The organism is Rothia sp. HMSC069C01 (assembly GCF_001814655.1).
Classification (GTDB): Bacteria; Actinomycetota; Actinomycetes; order Actinomycetales; family Micrococcaceae; genus Rothia; species Rothia dentocariosa.
The window spans coordinates 292,535-309,616 of record NZ_KV817379.1; the positions used below are offsets into that span (position 1 = coordinate 292,535).

The window sequence follows — 17,082 nt, forward strand, 5'->3', positions numbered from 1 at the left end:
CTCCTTATCGCCCACTCTCTCTACGTTCTAAAAAGGCTCTTTATTCACATAAAGCATTAGAAAAACCGCTTTATGTGAATAAAGAGCCTTTTTACGGTTTCGGCAGGGGCTATAGAACACCCATTTATTCGCCAGGTTTCCTCATCAACACAAAAAGTTGTTAGATTAGCAGCCTGCTAATCTAACATCAACTACTCCACCTACAGAAATTCAGCAGATTACCGCCCCTAATGAACCATAACGTACCTTGTGGAACGACCTTGTCCTTCCTGCCTTAGAGTACCTTCATCGACTAGAGCGTCTAAAGCCCTTTTGGCGGTACCGCGGGCTATATGCGTCAGCTCCATCAAATCTCCCGTTGTGATTGCACCGGTGAGGTCGCACCAGGTCCGAATCACATCGTGCATAGCCTGCGAGGATCGTGACAGATAGGGCAGCACATAGTGGTCGTTCTCGCCCCGAGCATTCTGAGCAAGGTTAAGCGCACCTTCGCCCAGAACCCACACCTGCTGCTCTTTAAGACGGGCTACCAGCGGAACACCCTCAATAACGGTCTGTTCGGCAGCCCGCAGCGTGAGCGCCGCTGATTCTTCAGAAGATTGCAGACGTTCGGCCAAAGTTTTCAATGTGATAAAAGGGTGCTGCATCAAATAGCTGAGAATAATAGCGATTCCCACGTCTTTCTGACGTGCGGTGGGAACAATCGCAGAGGCGACTTCCAGTACAGGCAGTACTGGTGTTCCTCCCACGAGCGTACATTCAATATGCGGACCCGCCACTTCCTCGAAGATAGGGGGCAGATGCCCAAGAACCATCATGGACTGGTACATCCGATCAACCCCCACTCCCTGTTTCTCTACAAGGGTTAGGGCACGGAATAGATCGGCGAGCGCGGGGTATCGTGCAGAACGATTGCTGAGCACATTATCCGCAGTAACTCCACCGTAAAATCCGCCTGGGCTTCGCACCACGAGGGTATTATCGAGTGTAATCCAGCGGATATCGGTAGGTTCAGAGCTATTCCAATCGCGGTGAATAATACCGTTGAGAATAGCCTCACGCACAGCATTTTCGGGAACCTGCCGGACTGTGCGGTGCGCAAACCCGGTGGGAAGCGTAATTTGTGTATTTACGTTTTGCAGAGCCTGCTCGATCTGCCGTATTTGTTCCAGCAGCGGCAGGTCAGCGTCGGGTCGCACAGTATTGAGGATCGACCCGGCGGGAACGTCGAAGATAGTGAGTTCAAGCAGGGTTCGGGATGCGGGGCACAGGGTGAGCGCGGCGGCTTGCGAGAGCTTTCCATCGGAACGCAACGCGCCCAAACGCTGCAAGACCTCGCGGTCCGTGAGGGCTGTATCGGCTCCGAGCAGGGCGCGCGCATAGTTCATGGTGGAGCGTGGAATATCTTCAGGCGTGTAGCGGGTGCTTTGAGCCATTTCGTCGTATTCCCGCATATTTTCACGGTGTTCCCACCAAAGGGAGCGGTCAATAGGCTTGCAGTGATCCCCAACGCTCCACCGCAGCTTATTGCCGGTATCATACACAGGCTCTTTGGCCTGGGGTACGTAGAGAACCAGCACGCGCAGACCCTGGGCTCCGCCAAGGTGGTGTTCCACAATATCGGGGGCGACCTGTACCGCCTCATCAATACGCTGGCGCAACCATTCAGTATCAAGCTCGGTTCCCAGTACCGTTCCATGACTGTCTTCAACGCCTAGGATCAGGGCACCTCCGCCGGGTGTATTGGCAAAGCAGGCGACTTCATCTGCAAGTTTTGATGCTGCTTCAGCGTTGCGTGTTTCGCCGGGCAGAAGAATACCGCCAGCGCCTCGGCGTCCTGCTTCCTCTTTGAAATCTATGGATGCGCTCTCCCGATTCGCGTGAAGCTGCCCGTCTCGATACGAAGCAAGGATTTCGGCGACCTGTTTTTCAAGGTCTCGCCTGCGTTCCGAAAGTATCATGCCGTCTCCACAACAGTAGGTTTCAGGGTGGTTGGAGTGTTCTTCTTGACCAACGTCACCACCAAGTCTACCTAAAAACACAAAAAGTTGTTAGATTAAAGAGGCTCTAATCTAACAACTTTTCGCACTTTGACGGAAAAGTGTTAGATTAGCGCCCCACTAATCTAACACTCTCCCGTGTATGTCTCGTGAAAACCGCGGCAAAACGGGCGCTATTACCCGCGAAATACCGGCGGGCAGGGGCAAGTGGCTAGCTTCTTCTAGTCCCCCATCGTTTTGCGATGCTGCGCACCAGGGTTCTGCAGCCCGTGAGCGTGCGCATCGTGGTTCTTCGTATCGGTCTTGGTGCGCTTGAACTTACCGGTCAGTGCCCGCGTAACCTTGGATCCGTGGGAGTTTTTCTGCTCATCAGATGTGAACTTGGGGGCACGCGGAGTAAGTGCCAGATCATCTGGGAAAATCGCGGGAGCATCACCAAACGCATTACGGGCGCTCTTAACCACGTCACGCCCCAGCGCCAAGTTTGCGCCGCCGCCGACCACCGCACCCACGCCGAACGGCAGGGCACGCCCCAGCAGGGCTCCGCTCTGACGGGTCAAGAAACGTTTGATAAACATATTGCGAATCGTGCGTTCCACGCTAAAAGTCTTGCCCGCCGACTTACCGCCCAGCAGCATACCCCACCGATTGGATACACCGCTCGCCTTCCCGGTCTGCAGCAGCACGGTATTCATCAGCTGCGAGCCTTCTTCACCGAGCATAATTGCCATCACCATCGAACGTGCAACCTCGAGGTTCTCCACATGCACGCCGTGCAGCTCAGCCACCGCCTGAGCGAACAGCGCGGTCCTTTCCAGGTACCCGCCGACCGCGAGCGCCGAAAGGCCCATCGAGGTCACGGTTCCGATTCCAGGCACGAAGGCGGATGCGCCCGTCACCCCGCCGATCGCGGTCACGTCACGCAGATAGTTGCGTTCCAGGCGCCGCAGAATCTTTTCGGGGGTTTCATCCGGATGCGCCGACCGCAAACTTTTCACCATCGACAGCGCCAGGGGGCGCTGAACGCGCAGAACGGTATCAAGCGTTTTGGTGAGTGCCGGGCGGGGATTACCATTATCGTCAAAAAGGGACTTTTTCGGGTTTAGCATAATGCCAGTAAAGCACGTTTTGACTCAAAGCAGGTACCGCATCCTGCAGAAACGGTGCTTATTCCGCCCAGCGAGTATTCCGCCCCGTTCATGACACGCCCTGACCTGAAATTTTAGTGCGTCAAGTACTACTTTCCCCGGCCCTACCTGTGTACATTACGCATGACATAAATCTTGCCCGCCAACCCATCGGTACGGTATATACGCCCGAGTTCAGACCTGGTATCTCAAAGCGACATAGCTCTTTTGGCCGTTTGCCTTCGGCAGATTTCATGATGGAGTAAATTTCACGGGATGACGTTTTAGTTCGGCTTTTCGTCCTGAGGGCTTAGAATTGAGCTAGGTTAAACAACACACTCGCTCACTCAGGCGCTCCGACGCGCCCTCTGCGGTGTTCAGCAATGGCACTAACACCGGCCTTCACACAGTAAGGAACCTATATGTCTGCTCCTGCTTCGGCGCGCTCGCCACTGGCGACTCAGGGCCTCGGTATGGCGTATGCTATCGGCGCCATCATTTCGGCACAGTTCGGTTCTGCGCTCGCAAAGACAATGATGGGCGATCTGGGCGCGTGGGGCGTGGTGGCTCTGCGCATGATCACCTCGTCGCTTCTGCTGTATCTCTTTTTCCGCCCACAAGTTCGTCAATGGACGCGCCCGCAGTGGCTTGCGGTAATCGTGTTGGGAGTTGCGCTTTTCGGCGCGAACGCCTTCTTCTATGTGGCAATTCAGCAGGTTCCATTGGCGATCGCAGTGGCTATCGAGTTTATGGGTCCGCTCGTGTTGGCAACGGTTCTTTCACGAAGAAAACTCGACCTGATCTGGATTCTTCTTTCCTTTACCGGTATGGCTATTTTGACGGCAGAGTCGCAGTCAAAGCCCGAAGATTTTGCACTGATAGGTATATTTTTCGCTATTCTTACCGCCGTTTCTCGTGCCGCCTATATCCTGGCGACGGAGCGTGTGGGCGCCACAATTCCGGGGATGGGCGGTATGGTGATGGGCAATCTTGTCTCCACACTCTTGGTTATCCCGTTCCCTTTCTTCATCACGGGCAATCATTTAGGGAAAGTCATCACCGACCCCGCCTTACTGGCGCTTGGTTTTGCGATGGGACTTCTGGCATCCGCGCTTCCCGCACTGGGCGAGATCTCGGCGCTTCGCATGCTCCCCTCGAATGTATACAGCGTGGTGCTTTCGCTGGAACCTGCCGCGGCGGCACTGGTGGGCGTTATTATTCTGCAAGAACCCACCGATGCGGTGCGCTGGATTGCAATTGCGCTGCTGATTACGGCAAGTATCGGGATTACGATATCGCACGCTCGGGTGGAACGCCGGGCCCTTGAGGAAGGTACGGCAGAGACAATCACGCACTTCCTGCCTGGCGCGGTTGACAGCATCGGTGCCGACCTTGTGCAGAAGACCGGGGTGATTACCCTTCCCACCACCGAACAGATCAGGCTCGACCGGCAAGCTAAGGAAACCCGGTCAGAAGGCTCCTCCCAAACGTAGAATATACTTCGCATTTGGGGTATGCCCTAGGTTACAACAATATGCAGGCAGCGGTACCATTATTCTCACGTGGTACCGCCGCCTGTTGTCGTTGTGATCTAGGAGGTTTCTTGACCAGCCTCACCCCTCATAGTCGCCGCAAGCACCCCACCGTCGGCATCATCTTTGTGATCATCTCGTGCCTTTCTCTGCAATTCGGTGCGGCTTTCGCGGTGCACCTTTTTCCGCTTTTTGGTCCGTGGCTCGTCACGACACTGCGTCTGCTTCTCGCCGCGATCACGGTGGGGGCGGCGGTCTGGATTGCCGGGCGCTGGCGGGCGCATCGAGCAAGTGCACAAACCGAATATATGGCAGTACCCGCGAAAACATTCGACGGGTTCTTAGGCTGGTCTTCCCGCCAGTGGCGTGCCATGCTCATTTTTGGTGTCACGCTTGGGCTCATGAACGGCTTCTTCTACAACGCGCTGGCGCGCATCCCGCTCGGACTGGCGGTGGCGGTCGAGTTTACCGGTCCGCTCGTGCTGGCCTCTATCCTCACGCGGCGTAAACGCGACCTAGTGTGGGTATTCTGCGCGGCGGCAGGCATGGCGGTACTCGGCTTCGAGGCGGTACACGGGCAAGAAACCGACCTGGTGGGCGTACTATACGCCCTGATCGCGGGCGCATTCTGGGCACTCTACATTCGCTCCAGCGCCTCAGTCGGCGAACTCGTGCCCGGTGCAAGCGGACTCGCCGTAGCAATGGCCGTGGGAGCCATCTGCGTGGTTCCCGGAGCCCTGCTTTTCCCCGGCCCCGTAGCGCTCTGGAGCGTTACGCACGATACCCAACTGGTGCTCTTCATCATTGGAACCTGCCTGCTGGCATCGGTCGTACCGTACAGCAGCGAGTTGGCAGCCCTGCGGCACCTTCCCGAACAGGTCTTCAGCGTGCTTTTCAGCCTGGAACCGGCGATTGCGGCGCTCGCGGGGTGGGCGCTGTTGGGCCAGGATACCGGCCTGATGCGCTGGGTTGCGATTATCCTGCTGATCACGGCAAGTATCGGAATTACCCAAACGACTGGGGGTTCGGCGCCTGCGGACGAAACTTCGGATTCTTACCGAAGGAACGAACCTCCCGAGCACACCTCTCCCCTGCCGCTGCCGGAGTAAGCCACAGGATACTACGCTGCGTGCCGGATTGGTTCTGCGGCGGGCGGTGTTTCTCGGGCGGCTATTGCCCGGCCAGGTACCCCAGAAAATCCCGCAGTTCTTCGGTACCCAGCACCTCCGCCGGATGCGGTCCCCGCGCGAACAGCGCATCGGCGGTGTCTTCGTCGAGTTCGCGTGCGGTTGCGATCAGCACCAGGTTCCCCTCGTGTTCACTGCTCAGCATGGAAGAATCGCACAAGCACCACACATGCTCGAACGTGTCCAATAGGGCGCGCGCCTGCCCCTGGAAGAAGGGCAGCCCGGCATCATCACCCACGTTCACGGCGAGTACCCCGCGAGCGCTCAGAAGCTCACGCAGCTCGGCGTAGTAGTCGGCGTTGGCAAGGTGGGCGGGCGCATCCATGCCCGTAAAAATATCAAGAATAATGGCGTCGATCCCGCGAAAAACGCCGCCGTCGGATGCGGCATGAGCGCCGAAAAGCGCGGGAATCTCGGGGAGTACGGCGCGCGCATCCGCAACCACGAACTCGCACCGGGTACCTGCGGGCAACGGCAGTACCTCGGTCACAAACTCCATCAGCTGCGGCTCATAATCGACGGCCACTTGCGAAGACCCCGGGCGCGTGGCCTGCACATAGCGGGCGAGCGTGAGTGCCCCGGCCCCCAGGTGAAGAACCGTCACGGGTTCGCGCGAAGGGGTAAGTACATCCAGCACATTGGCGATGCGCCGCAGATACTCGTAAAACACGACGGTCGCATCAGCAGCATCAACATGGGATTGTTCGGCACCGCCGATGTCAAGCACATAGCCGTGCTCGCTGAATCCGTCCTCAAGAATGCGACCGCGCTGACCGCTCACACTCAGGTGAACGCCCAGCGCGGCACGCTCTCGTTGTCTGTCATCCATCACGAAAGATTAGCTCAGCCCTGCGGCTTTCTTGAATTCTTTGACCATATCCTCAGCGGAGGTCGAAGAGTCCACATTCTCAAGAGGCTTATCGTTCACCGCAAATTGGGGGGTGCCCTTCACGCCGATCTTTTGGCCGTACTCAAAATCGCCCTTAATCAAGTCGATGGTTTTTTGATCAGTCATGTCAGTCTTGAATTTCTCTTCATCCAGCCCAAGTTCCTGAGCATAGCTGAGGAGAACTCCCGCCAGATCAGTCCGGCTCACATCTTTCCAGGAGTCCTGGGTTTCAAAAAGCTTATTCGCCATCTCCAGGTGCTTATCCTGAAGTTCTGCCGCCTGCACGGCCTGCGCGGCGGGTATGGCATTCTTATGAGCGGACAGCGGCATATTGCGCACGGTCACATTCATGGTGCCCTCAAGGTCCTTGGCAACCTTCTCATAGGTGGGTTCGGCCTTAGCGCAGTAGGGGCACTGGTAGTCGGTGTACAGGGTCACGGTGGGCGCACCCTGCTTGGGGGTGTTGAGGTGGTATCCAACCTCGTCACGCTCACCAACTTTGGTGGCGGTCATTTTGGCGGAGTCACCCGAGGCCGAAGCCGAACCGGATGCGCTTGCCTCTCCCCCGGCGCTAGCGTTGCCGGAAGCATCGCCCGAAGGAGCGCTGCTTGCTGAGCCGCTTGCGCTGGCGTTAGAGCTTGAACTGCCGCTTGCGGATGAGCTTGCCCCGGAATTTGAGGTGGCGTTAGCACATGCGGAGAATACGACTGCGAGAGCGGGTACCCCGAGCGAAAGCGCGGTACGGCGATTAAGCATAGACGTCATGAAGGTTCCTTTACCCTAAAGATAATAGATCTTTTTTTATCCTCCCATATATTGCGGGGGAACGCACCCCTTTCGAGTTATGGGTCATATTCGCCCTGCCCTGCAATCTCTGCTAATATTGGCGATGGTATACGCGCCATCTAGGGCGTATATCGTGTGCCTCCTTAGCTCAGGGGTAGAGCATTTCCCTCGTAAAGAAAAGGTCGTGGGTTCGAATCCCACAGGGGGCTCAGCGTAACCCGTCGTCTTCTGCCAGCGGGCAGAGTGCGGCGGGTTTTGTGTTTCCCATCTACGGATTACCCTTGAAAACCCGTACAATAAGGAAAAGAGTTTTACCGTTTTGTTTGCAGTTCGAGAGGGGCAATATGCGTCATAAAAAACAGACCCAGCGTTTTGGGTTGGTATTCGTGCTTCTGCTGATACCATGTTGTGCGCTGTGGTTCTTTTATCGATGGATCTTCGGTGAAGACACCATTATTGCCGTCCCCATCGTGTTGGGGGTTGTGACCTCCTATATTTGCGCCTATGCCTTTACCGGTGGCAGGACTCCGTACAACTAACTTGCTCACGACGAAGCCGTACCGTATAGAGAACACGTGAGCCGCGCATCCTGATTCAGAGGCAGGATGCGCGGCTCACGTTTATATACCAAGACTTTAGACGTTGGCGCGCTGGGCGTCGCTTTCGGTCTTTCCCCACAGCCCGTAGACTTTGGCGAGTTCTTTGACCTTCTTGGCGCGCAGGTAACGCGGCAGATATGAGCCGTCGCGCGGTCCGTCGATGGGAACATCAAGCATTTTGTGCGCCTCGGCGATTTCGTGGTCACTCGGTGAGAATGCCTGGTTGATGGTGTCTGCCTGATCGGAGTCAAGAGTGAGTTTTCCGGTCATGCCGTGGGCCGTGGCGTAGGTGCAGGCTTCGGTGAGAGCCGCCTTGTACTTACCCACGGATGGTCCGTCGATAGGACCGGGAATACCGCCCAAGGTTGAAGCAATCACGAGTTGCGAGCGCACATAGGCGAGCGCCATGGGGGTGTCGCTGGATCCGGTATCGCGGCGGTAATCGCCTGCCCCGAAGGCGATGCGGAAGGTTCCGATAGTGCTGGCGATTTCGACGGCGTTGTGCACCCCGAGAGCCGATTCGATAAGCGCGATGATGGGCGTTCCGGCGGGCAGTTCGGAGGCGGTGCGGTCGATATCGGTCGCGTGCTCTGCGGTGGCGAGCATAACGCCGCGCAGACCTTTGGTGTTTTTGAGGGCTTTAACGTCTTTCCACCAGTGCTCGGTGGTGATAGCGTTGATGCGCACCCATGCGACCACGCCGGAGTTGAGCATTTTGACGACTCGACTGCGGGCTTCGTCTTTTTCGTCTTCGGGGCACCCGTCTTCGAGGTCTAGAATAATGGAGTCTGCTTCACTGGCGAACGCTTCTTCAAAGTCTTTTTCGGCGGAATTAGGGCGTACAAGAAGCCAGGAGCGAGAGAGACTGGGGCGTAGCTGGCGCGCACGTTCATTGCGATGGAATTCGAGCATTGGTTGGTCTTTTCCCTGATGTGCTGGTGTCCGAGCTTTTAGTGTAGGCGTCTGATCCATGATGGTTATACTAAGCTCAACCTTAGTTAAGGTTCTAGTTACCTCATGTCATGTGGGGTTTTACGCGGATTTATATGGTTTTATGTTGGATAATTCGCGACGTGAAACCCTCAAAAGACACTAAACCCCCGAAATTATCGGGGAAATTATACGGAGCCCGCGACTACACAACTATCCGCACATCGCCGCTAGTTTCACGTTTATGACGTTAAACCGAGGTTGTCTGCAGAGACAGGTTTTCATTGCGCGCCTGTGCAGCTTTTTCATCACGTGCACGGGCGATCAGGCGTTCCGCATTCTCGACATGCTCAACCACACTCTGCACGCGGCGTTCTACCGTAATCTTGCGGTGGCACTGCACACTGCACTCGCCAAAGCACCGCGCCATCGCCAGCGCCTCAGCGCAGAGGGCTACCGCATTACCAGCTTTTGAGAGCGCCCGATGCAGATCCGAGAACGTGCCTTCAGGGGAGGCAGGAATATCCATGCCATCACTGGGGGCAATACGCTGCGCTTCCATCGCGACGGCACGAACCCGCGGAATAAGATCGGCAAGAGTATTCGCATCCGGCACGATAAGTTCGATCATCTCGGTATCGGCAAGGCGTTCAAGAACCTGATGGAAACGATCAATACCGCGAATAAACCGGTCGTGCGCACGACGCCAGAGACCACGCCCAAGTTCCGCGTCATCACGCCGTGATTGCAGGAAATCTTTGAGTCCCATAGCCCCTCCTCATGCTCAGCCGGTCGTGCGTCTAGAAAGCTCTATATACTTAGGGTACCCTAAATCTCATTTTGGTGACAGGATGTCGTACAAAAAATGTTGATATGGGATTAAGCTCTCGAAAAATTCACGCATTTGACCCGGCCAAACCGGCACAACACGACTTACATCACGCGCAAAACAACCTTGCCGCGATGCTGACCCGCATCAAAATACTCATGAGCCTGCGACGCCTGCCACCACGGGAATTCACGATCAAGATTCGCCGAAAGAACGCCGCGCTCAAGCAACGGTAACACGTTCTCATGCACCCCTGCCATAATTTTTGCCTTCTCATCCGCAGACCGTGACCGCAAAGACGTACCGTGCACCGATAAGCGCTTCGTTAGCATAAGACCCAGATCGAGTTCCGCGCGGCGACCGCCCTGCACAGCAATCGTCGCCAGATGCCCACCATCGGCTAAAGACCGCAGATTATCTTCCAGGTATTTCGCGCCTACCACATCAAGAATATAATTCACGCCGTGACCGGCACTCTCACGCTGAATCACCTGACGAAAAGACTCCGTGCGGTAATTAATCGGATGCGCCCCCAACGCCCGCACCACCTGAGCCTTCTCGTCATCACCGACCGTCGCAAAAACCCGCACACCGGCGGCGCGCGCCAGCTGAATAGCATGCATACCCACGCCCCCAGTACCGCCATGCACCAGAAGCGAAGTCTGCTCATCTTCCGCCGGTTTATTCTGCGCGGGATCAAGACTCATTCCGCACAGAAGCACCAGATTCGAGTACACCGTCGCGGCGACCTCCGGGATGCACGCCGCCTCAACCATGCTCATACCCTTAGGAACGGGCAGGGTATGGCGCACATCTACCGCCGCATATTCGGCGTAACCGCCGCCAGCAAGAAGCGCCATGACGCGCTCGCCCACCAGAGCGGGATCAACGCCCTCACCCACAGCCTCTACCACGCCCGCAATCTCAAGACCGTATACGGAGCTTGCCCCCGCAGGAGGCGGATAATGCCCGCGCCGCTGCAGGGAATCCGCCCGGTTCAGCCCGGCGGCATGCACCCGCACCAAGACCTGCCCGGGTGCAGGGGCAGGAATCGGAACCTCAGAGAGCGTTAGAACCTCTGGATCTCCATGTTCTTTCTCGACAATGGCGCGCATAGTAGCCTCAACAACCTTCTTATCTGTATCTTCCTGCACCGAGATTAGCATGTGTTCTCGGGGCATACCGCAATGTTCAGATTTACAGAAAAGCATAGAACATGAGATAATCGGCGGGTACCTTTTCCGCTCGAGGGCGGAAAATACCGGGATGGTTGTCCGAGCGGCCGAAGGAGCTGGTCTTGAAAACCAGTAGGCGGTAACCCCGTCTCAAGGGTTCAAATCCCTTACCATCCGCACACTAAACCCCGCGATGCGCCTGATTTTTCAGGTGTATCGCGGGGTTTTTCGGCGTAGAATCTGCAGGTTACGAGACCAACCTTGAGAGGAACCCCAGCACAATATCAAAGGCACCGAGGATACCCCCGATAAGCGCCATAGCGGTATAGCCAGCATTCTTTCCCTTATTAGCAATAAGACCCCTAATACAGGAAACTACGGCAACAATGCCAAAACCGATGGTAAAAATCCCAATACCGAGAGCACCTAGAACAAGGGAAGTAATGGAATAGATTTTTGCGTTTTTCTCTGCCTTGATTGCTTCAGGATCAATTGTCGGCGGGTACGGCTGCTGATAACCCTGCTGAGGGTATCCGCCCTGTGTGTTCTGCTGAGGCTGGAAGTTATAGTTTTCGGACATTACTATCCTTCTTGGGGTAGATGATCCTATCGTTGCACATAAGATCAGTTTTATTATCGGCTTTATTTACTGTACAGGGTTAAAGATAAGTACATGCTTTCCAACATGCTGTATTAACAAATCCGTACCAACACGATGTACGCGTTAAAGCGCCCAGATCATGCACAATAAAGCCCCGCTGTCCTCCCGGCATCGGGATTCTGCTGAGCTGCATCTGTAAGCCCACGGCTGCTACCGAGTGCTGGCTATAGCGGCTATCACGAACGCCACCATCGGAATAAAGAAGAACAGAGTCTCAATCGCCCCCAGCGACAGGGCAATCCAGCTAGTAGCCAGACCGCCTCCGGCGGGAACTCCAACGCGCGAAGCCTGAGCACCTTTAACCGCACCCCAGATCCCCAAACCCAGTGGAATCACACTCGTAACCCAGAAGAGGGCGAGCACCAAACCAACAATGCCCAGGGCTAAAGAGGTCTGTGCCGCCTGCTCACCGGCAATCTGCTGCGGGGTTTTGGGGACAACCGTCATCATGGGCACGGGCTGCACATATACCGGCTGCTGATAGTAGTGTTGAGGAGCAGGCTGTTGGTAATACTGTTGAGGGGCGGACTGGTGATAGTACTGCTGAGGAACAGTTTGCTGATAGTCTTGCTGTCTAGGAGCGGGCTGCTGTTGGTTCTGATAAAGCTTAGTATATTCGGGCAGAGAGTCAGAAAGAGGGCGAGTTTTCTCGTAGGCGTCCTCACCCTGATGGGGGCTTTGCGACTGAGACGGTTGCTCTCCCGCGTGATGCTCAGACATAGCTATTCCTTTCGGTGACAAGAAGCGACAACTAGACCTGCCCACTGTCTACCTGCTGTAGGAAATATCTGGGGAACCGTTTTCAGCCTGCGTGAATGGGCGTGGCAATAACTCTAACTATAGCGCGTTGTTTTTCGCTCATGGGGGAAGTTTGGTCGGCAATTCCGAATTGACCAGCCTGCTTACTCCCGATATTCTTATAGGGATGCACTCGTTTTGTGCACCGTGGAGACGTGCCAGAGCGGCCGAATGGACTTCACTGCTAATGAAGGGTCGGGGTTGAACTCGACCGGGGGTTCAAATCCCCCCGTCTCCGCCAAAGGACGAACCCCCACACCGTAAAAGGTGCGGGGGTTCGCTGCGTCCTAGGGGCGTAGGGCATCAGATTTTTGCAGTCTGTCTTATGATGCAGCTTTGTTTCCGCCTGGCTAACCTTGCCCTCCCAGTCGAAAAAGCGGCGGTTCAGCAAGAAAGGGCGAGGGCGCAACGTGCCGACTGCGGATAGGATTTAGAAGCTCATAAAGTCGATGAGGCGCGCATCCGCACCGTCAAGAAGCGCCCACTCCCCCGGCACCTCAAAGACCGCTACGGACGAAGGCGAAAAGCCATAGGAAGCGTCCATCAGGGAATTGTAGTCAGAGTCGGGGCTCGCAAGCTGTAAGGTCACATCTTGCACCGCAGGCAGATGCGACACCACCATAAGCGTGCGCACGCTCTCAGAAACCCCGTTAATGCGCGCCAGCACCCGGGATGCAGGAACCTCATACAGGCCCTCGTCCAGGTGCGGGGTAGGCGCCTGCTCGCCGAGCGCATCCGAAATCCAAGTGGTGGTCTGCCGGGTGCGCAGCGCCGCCGAAGACATCAGCTGCTCGGGAATATAGCCCTTCTGCTTGAGCCAGGAGCCCGCATCCGCAGCTTGACGATGCCCGCGTTTAGTCAGTGGGCGATCGAAATCATCCATACCCCAGTCGGCTTCGGCATGACGCATGATAATCAGGCGCTTAACGTCTCGGAGTGAGTTCTCAACCATACCTTCATAGTACAACGTAGGTACTCTGATATGCCGGTTTACCGTGTGATAGCGCGCCACAAAACCGGCAGCGAAAACCCCATGCTCTTAAGAAAGAACGCGGGGTTTCGAGGGTAAAAAGACTAGATGGAGTATTCGGGGGCGGCCCACACCACAACTTCGGGATGCTCAAAGAACCGGTACCCCTGACCGCGCACGGTACGCACGGTTCCCGAAAGACGCCCCAACTTCGAGCGCAGACGCCGAATATGCACATCAATAGTGCGTTCGTGCGGATGCTCGTCCCCGGCGCTCCAGAGCGACTCCAAAAGCTCGTCGCGCCCCACGGTGCGGGTGGAGTTCTCAACCAAATGCGCCAGAAGCTCAAACTCTTTAAAGGTGAGCATCAGCTGTTCCCCATCAAGGAACACCTCACGACGCGCCAAATCGATCAGGACGCCATTGGAACTGGGAGTTGCGGGCTGCTCGGCTTCACGCGCCTGCTTGTGCAGCTCCGCCTGGTAGAACACGGCAGTCGGATCGCCAAGCGCATTGCGCACAACCTCAAGATCGCTGCCCTCCGCATGAACGGGAGCCAAAGCAACGGCGGCATAGGATTCGGCCTCAGGTGCCAGATGGTGTGCATAGGTTCGCAAATCCTGCACAATACGCACCAGCGATGTGCCGTTGGCTGCGGCAAGTTCTTCGTTGAGCCCCACATACAGCACAAACCCGCGAGCCTCGTTCTCCTGAGCTCCTGCCTTCTGGGCGCCCTGCTGATCCCCGGAGGAGAAGGTCATCGGGCGCAAAGTAGCTGCGGACCCTTGTGTGCGGTTCTGCTGCGGCACTTGACGCTTTGCAGCACGACCACGCTGGGAGATGTGGACGTATCCAGGTACTGCACCTGACATTGTTCAACCTTCTCTCAAGATTTGTTGCGTACGGGTCCCTTGATTCTGCATGATGCGGAATGCTCAAACACCGCGCGGTAAGGGCGGCGTTTCCTTTGCTATCAATATTTCTATTATTTGACTCATAAATCAAGCAACTTGGGGTATCTGCGACGTTCTGCTCGCAGCTTCACACCCTCGTGAACTTTGATTCAGTGCCGGGAAACGACGCTGACAAGCACCGTTTCTCCCTCATATTATACATGGAGATTCGGAACCGATACCCCAAAAAGCCGCGCTCTCAGCGCTCCTGACCGCATACGGACCGGGCGCAATTTCCACGTTCTGGCGCGGAGGCTCCCAAGGGTACCGGCGACTCGTGCACTACTAGTGTTTTTCGCCGCACTCGCAGATGCATGTGGTGAAGGGTGCACACCGCAGTATCAAGGGGTTCTGAAGGACCGACGCTCCGCGCGCAATCGTCAGAGTCAAGTCCCAAAGCACATGTTTGCGGCGCCCGACGTCTAAGACCGCCCGCGCAGATCGTCAGACCCGTAAGGATGCGCTACTGCGCCAGCCCGTAGAGGCGGTCGCCAGCATCGCCCAAACCGGGAACAATATACGCCTTTTCGTTCAGACGCTCATCTTTAGCGGCAAGGAACAGGTCGACATTCCGCAGACCCTCAACGCCCTTTTCGAGAGCCGCAATACCTTCGGGGGCGGCAATCAGGCAGACACAGGTGATGGATTCGGCGCCGCGTTCGCGCAGGAATTTAATAGCCTCAATCAAGGTGCCGCCAGTAGCGAGCATAGGATCGAGCAGGTACACCTGACGGCCGGTCAGGTCTTCGGGCAGACGCTCGGCGTACGTGACGATATCGAGGGTCTCTTCGTTACGGGCCATGCCCAAAAACCCGACTTCGGCGGTGGGCACTAGACGAGTCATGCCTTCGAGCATGCCCAGCCCGGCACGCAGAATCGGCACAACCAGAGGCTTCGGGTTAGCGATAACGGTTCCCATCGTGCGCGCCACCGGGGTTTCGATAGGGCGCTTCTCAACCCGAATCTCACGGGTGGCCTCATAGGCGAGCAGGGTAACGAGTTCATCGACGAGCTGGCGGAACGTGGGTGAGGGAGTGTTTTTATCGCGGAGCACACTAATCTTGTGCGCCACCAGCGGGTGATCAAGAATCTTAATACGCATACTCTCAGTTTACTCTGCCTGCTAGTGCGGGTGCTGTTTGCCGGTTATGACAGTTTGTCGTGCGGGTGGTCGAGAAGGTACTGTACTCCACTATTGGTTTCGATAGATTCCTCAAGTTTTCGCCGGTCATCGGTGCTATGCGGTTGAGCCCAGCGCCCTTCAGTCATGCGGAAAGCCAAGTGGAAAAGGGATAACTGCGAAGAGGTTTTTAAGGGGCGGATAAGAGTTTTTCCGCCCCGAAAGTCTTTAATGATGAGCTTATCGCTGTGTGGTTTAAAGATGTACTCAGAAATATCTGTATAGGGTAAATTCTTCATGCGCCTATAAAATTTTCTCACGGTAATTCCTTGGGAATCTATGCGCACATACACATCACTGAAAGATTTGTGAATGTATATAAAAATAATAGAGAAAACAGCTATGATAACCCAAAACATGGGAGCAACAAGCACCCTAGGACCTGATGTTATCGATCCCCATATCAAGAATACAGCGACCAGCAAACAAGTAATATCAATTACTACTACAGAAATTTTATATATCCAATGAAGACGAAATATCACCTCGTCCTTTAGCTCAAAAACGGGAGGTTTTGTGCTAATAAATCGAGGTATTACTGAAACTGCCAATGATATGATGACAACAGGAAGACCCGGTATAAGAGCTCGTATTAAATCCGTCAATTCCATAGCTAAATACCTATATCACCGTTCTATAACACAAGGGGAACAACTCATAAGAAGTTCACGAGCCTTCTCAGGCTCATCAATAAAGTTCTGAAGCAGTTGTTGGTCTTCTGGATCTGCATTTTTTGCCCAATAACCATTCTCAACCCGAAATGCCAGTTGTGGAATCAACAGACCAGCACCTGTTAGTAAAGGGTCAAAACGCAAGGTTTTTCCATGATTAGTTTTCACTACAAGCCACGTAAGGTCTGTATCAAAGTCTCCTCGTGGATCATAGGAGAATTTTAAAATATCCTTATAAGATGCCTGATGAGAAACTGCTAAGAAGTTTGCCCATATCATACCCTCTGGTGTTGTCTGCAAATAAAAATTCTTACAGTCCAAATATATAAACAAACATAAATACCAGCCCAAAAACCCTAGAGGCAACATAACAAATGCACCACCAAATTCTGGGTCAAATAATACTGAAAGAACCGTTATAGACGTCAAAATAAAGCAACACATCAGCCCAAATTTTGCAAAGCTTTCAATGGTGTATGCCCTTCTTCCACAACGAGGAAATCTATAAGTAGTGTAATTTTTATTTTTTATACTCTTATATATCAAGACACAGGATAAAAGCTGAAGAGCAAGAAGAGTAACTCCAAAAATCTGATCCACTTCTAAAATCCTTTAGCATGCTTTGCTACATCCTCATATACACTTTTATAGCCTATAATCTATCCCTGTGTACGGATAGGCTAAGAGAGTCTATTTTAGTGTAGGGCACTTTTCAAAAATCCCATAAATCCGTACACCCTAGATAATCTTCTTACGTTAAAACGAAGTTTTTAGCCCACGTGAAATCTCCCGAGG

17 protein-coding genes and 3 tRNA genes are annotated in these 17,082 nt (G+C 54.8%); 6 read left to right on the forward strand and 14 right to left on the reverse strand.

Going from position 1 to position 17,082, the window contains the following annotated elements; translation table 11 throughout:
• Window positions 1–227: 227 nt before the first annotated feature.
• Both HMPREF2981_RS01870 and HMPREF2981_RS01875 read right to left on the reverse strand, forming a co-directional pair.
• Entirely contained in the window at window positions 228–1,961 is a 1,734-nt protein-coding gene (locus HMPREF2981_RS01870; RefSeq protein ID WP_070660324.1) for a DUF5635 domain-containing protein, read from the reverse strand.
• 260 nt (window positions 1,962–2,221) lie between these two features.
• Window positions 2,222–3,109, reverse strand: a complete 888-nt coding sequence (locus HMPREF2981_RS01875) for a di- and tripeptidase (protein ID WP_070660327.1) — start codon at window positions 3,107–3,109, stop codon at window positions 2,222–2,224.
• Window positions 3,110–3,549: 440 nt separating this feature from the next.
• On the opposite strand from HMPREF2981_RS01875, the gene HMPREF2981_RS01880 reads away from it, so the two are divergent.
• Both HMPREF2981_RS01880 and HMPREF2981_RS01885 read left to right on the forward strand, forming a co-directional pair.
• A complete protein-coding gene (locus tag HMPREF2981_RS01880; protein ID WP_070660330.1) occupies window positions 3,550–4,620 on the forward strand; it encodes an EamA family transporter in 1,071 nt (356 codons plus the stop codon).
• 110 nt (window positions 4,621–4,730) lie between these two features.
• Window positions 4,731–5,768 carry an EamA family transporter gene (locus tag HMPREF2981_RS01885; RefSeq protein WP_070660333.1) on the forward strand — a complete coding sequence of 346 codons (1,038 nt, stop codon included), beginning with the start codon at window positions 4,731–4,733 and terminating at the stop codon, window positions 5,766–5,768.
• A 61-nt stretch (window positions 5,769–5,829) separates the two neighbouring features.
• On the opposite strand, the gene HMPREF2981_RS01890 is transcribed toward HMPREF2981_RS01885, so the two are convergent.
• Window positions 5,830–6,675, reverse strand: a complete 846-nt coding sequence (locus HMPREF2981_RS01890; RefSeq protein ID WP_070660345.1) for a spermidine synthase — start codon at window positions 6,673–6,675, stop codon at window positions 5,830–5,832.
• Window positions 6,676–6,684: 9 nt separating this feature from the next.
• The gene (locus HMPREF2981_RS01895; protein WP_070660354.1) at window positions 6,685–7,500 is read right to left on the reverse strand and encodes a DsbA family protein; all 816 of its coding nucleotides are present in this window, start codon (window positions 7,498–7,500) and stop codon (window positions 6,685–6,687) included.
• Between the two features lie 158 nt (window positions 7,501–7,658).
• On the opposite strand from HMPREF2981_RS01895, the gene HMPREF2981_RS01900 reads away from it, so the two are divergent.
• Window positions 7,659–7,730, forward strand: a tRNA-Thr gene (locus tag HMPREF2981_RS01900).
• Window positions 7,731–7,865: 135 nt separating this feature from the next.
• On the forward strand, window positions 7,866–8,060 hold the full coding sequence (locus HMPREF2981_RS10535) for a hypothetical protein (protein ID WP_013397915.1): 195 nt from the start codon (window positions 7,866–7,868) through the stop codon (window positions 8,058–8,060).
• Window positions 8,061–8,156: 96 nt separating this feature from the next.
• On the opposite strand, the gene HMPREF2981_RS01910 is transcribed toward HMPREF2981_RS10535, so the two are convergent.
• The 3 genes from HMPREF2981_RS01910 to HMPREF2981_RS01920 all read right to left on the reverse strand — a co-directional run bounded on the left by HMPREF2981_RS01910 (window position 8,157) and on the right by HMPREF2981_RS01920 (window position 10,994).
• Window positions 8,157–9,032, reverse strand: coding sequence for an HpcH/HpaI aldolase/citrate lyase family protein (locus tag HMPREF2981_RS01910; protein ID WP_070660360.1), 876 nt, complete (start codon window positions 9,030–9,032; stop codon window positions 8,157–8,159).
• Window positions 9,033–9,300: 268 nt separating this feature from the next.
• On the reverse strand, window positions 9,301–9,819 hold the full coding sequence (locus HMPREF2981_RS01915; RefSeq protein WP_004005649.1) for a hypothetical protein: 519 nt from the start codon (window positions 9,817–9,819) through the stop codon (window positions 9,301–9,303).
• 164 nt (window positions 9,820–9,983) lie between these two features.
• Window positions 9,984–10,994, reverse strand: coding sequence for an NAD(P)H-quinone oxidoreductase (locus tag HMPREF2981_RS01920; RefSeq protein WP_070449337.1), 1,011 nt, complete (start codon window positions 10,992–10,994; stop codon window positions 9,984–9,986).
• A 149-nt stretch (window positions 10,995–11,143) separates the two neighbouring features.
• Between HMPREF2981_RS01920 and HMPREF2981_RS01925 the strand changes: the two genes are divergently transcribed.
• A tRNA-Ser gene (locus HMPREF2981_RS01925) sits at window positions 11,144–11,231 on the forward strand.
• 70 nt (window positions 11,232–11,301) lie between these two features.
• Here the strand turns inward: HMPREF2981_RS01925 and HMPREF2981_RS01930 are convergent.
• Both HMPREF2981_RS01930 and HMPREF2981_RS01935 read right to left on the reverse strand, forming a co-directional pair.
• On the reverse strand, window positions 11,302–11,634 hold the full coding sequence (locus HMPREF2981_RS01930; RefSeq protein ID WP_004005651.1) for a DUF4190 domain-containing protein: 333 nt from the start codon (window positions 11,632–11,634) through the stop codon (window positions 11,302–11,304).
• Between the two features lie 231 nt (window positions 11,635–11,865).
• Entirely contained in the window at window positions 11,866–12,435 is a 570-nt protein-coding gene (locus HMPREF2981_RS01935) for a cell division protein FtsK (RefSeq protein WP_070660363.1), read from the reverse strand.
• A 227-nt stretch (window positions 12,436–12,662) separates the two neighbouring features.
• Between HMPREF2981_RS01935 and HMPREF2981_RS01940 the strand changes: the two genes are divergently transcribed.
• Window positions 12,663–12,754, forward strand: a tRNA-Ser gene (locus HMPREF2981_RS01940).
• A gap of 189 nt (window positions 12,755–12,943) precedes the next feature.
• Here HMPREF2981_RS01940 and HMPREF2981_RS01945 read toward each other — a convergent pair.
• The 5 genes from HMPREF2981_RS01945 to HMPREF2981_RS01965 form a co-directional block, all read right to left on the reverse strand.
• The gene (locus HMPREF2981_RS01945) at window positions 12,944–13,465 is read right to left on the reverse strand and encodes a SixA phosphatase family protein (RefSeq protein WP_004005656.1); all 522 of its coding nucleotides are present in this window, start codon (window positions 13,463–13,465) and stop codon (window positions 12,944–12,946) included.
• Between the two features lie 122 nt (window positions 13,466–13,587).
• Complete coding sequence (locus HMPREF2981_RS01950; RefSeq protein WP_048754982.1) at window positions 13,588–14,355, reverse strand: winged helix-turn-helix domain-containing protein; 768 nt, start codon at window positions 14,353–14,355, stop codon at window positions 13,588–13,590.
• A 544-nt stretch (window positions 14,356–14,899) separates the two neighbouring features.
• Window positions 14,900–15,538 (reverse strand): uracil phosphoribosyltransferase, encoded by a 639-nt coding sequence (gene upp, locus HMPREF2981_RS01955; protein WP_070660366.1) that lies wholly within the window; start codon window positions 15,536–15,538, stop codon window positions 14,900–14,902.
• A 44-nt stretch (window positions 15,539–15,582) separates the two neighbouring features.
• Window positions 15,583–16,227, reverse strand: a complete 645-nt coding sequence (locus HMPREF2981_RS01960) for a hypothetical protein (RefSeq protein ID WP_070660369.1) — start codon at window positions 16,225–16,227, stop codon at window positions 15,583–15,585.
• Between the two features lie 15 nt (window positions 16,228–16,242).
• On the reverse strand, window positions 16,243–16,887 hold the full coding sequence (locus tag HMPREF2981_RS01965; protein WP_070660372.1) for a hypothetical protein: 645 nt from the start codon (window positions 16,885–16,887) through the stop codon (window positions 16,243–16,245).
• Window positions 16,888–17,082: the final 195 nt, after the last annotated feature.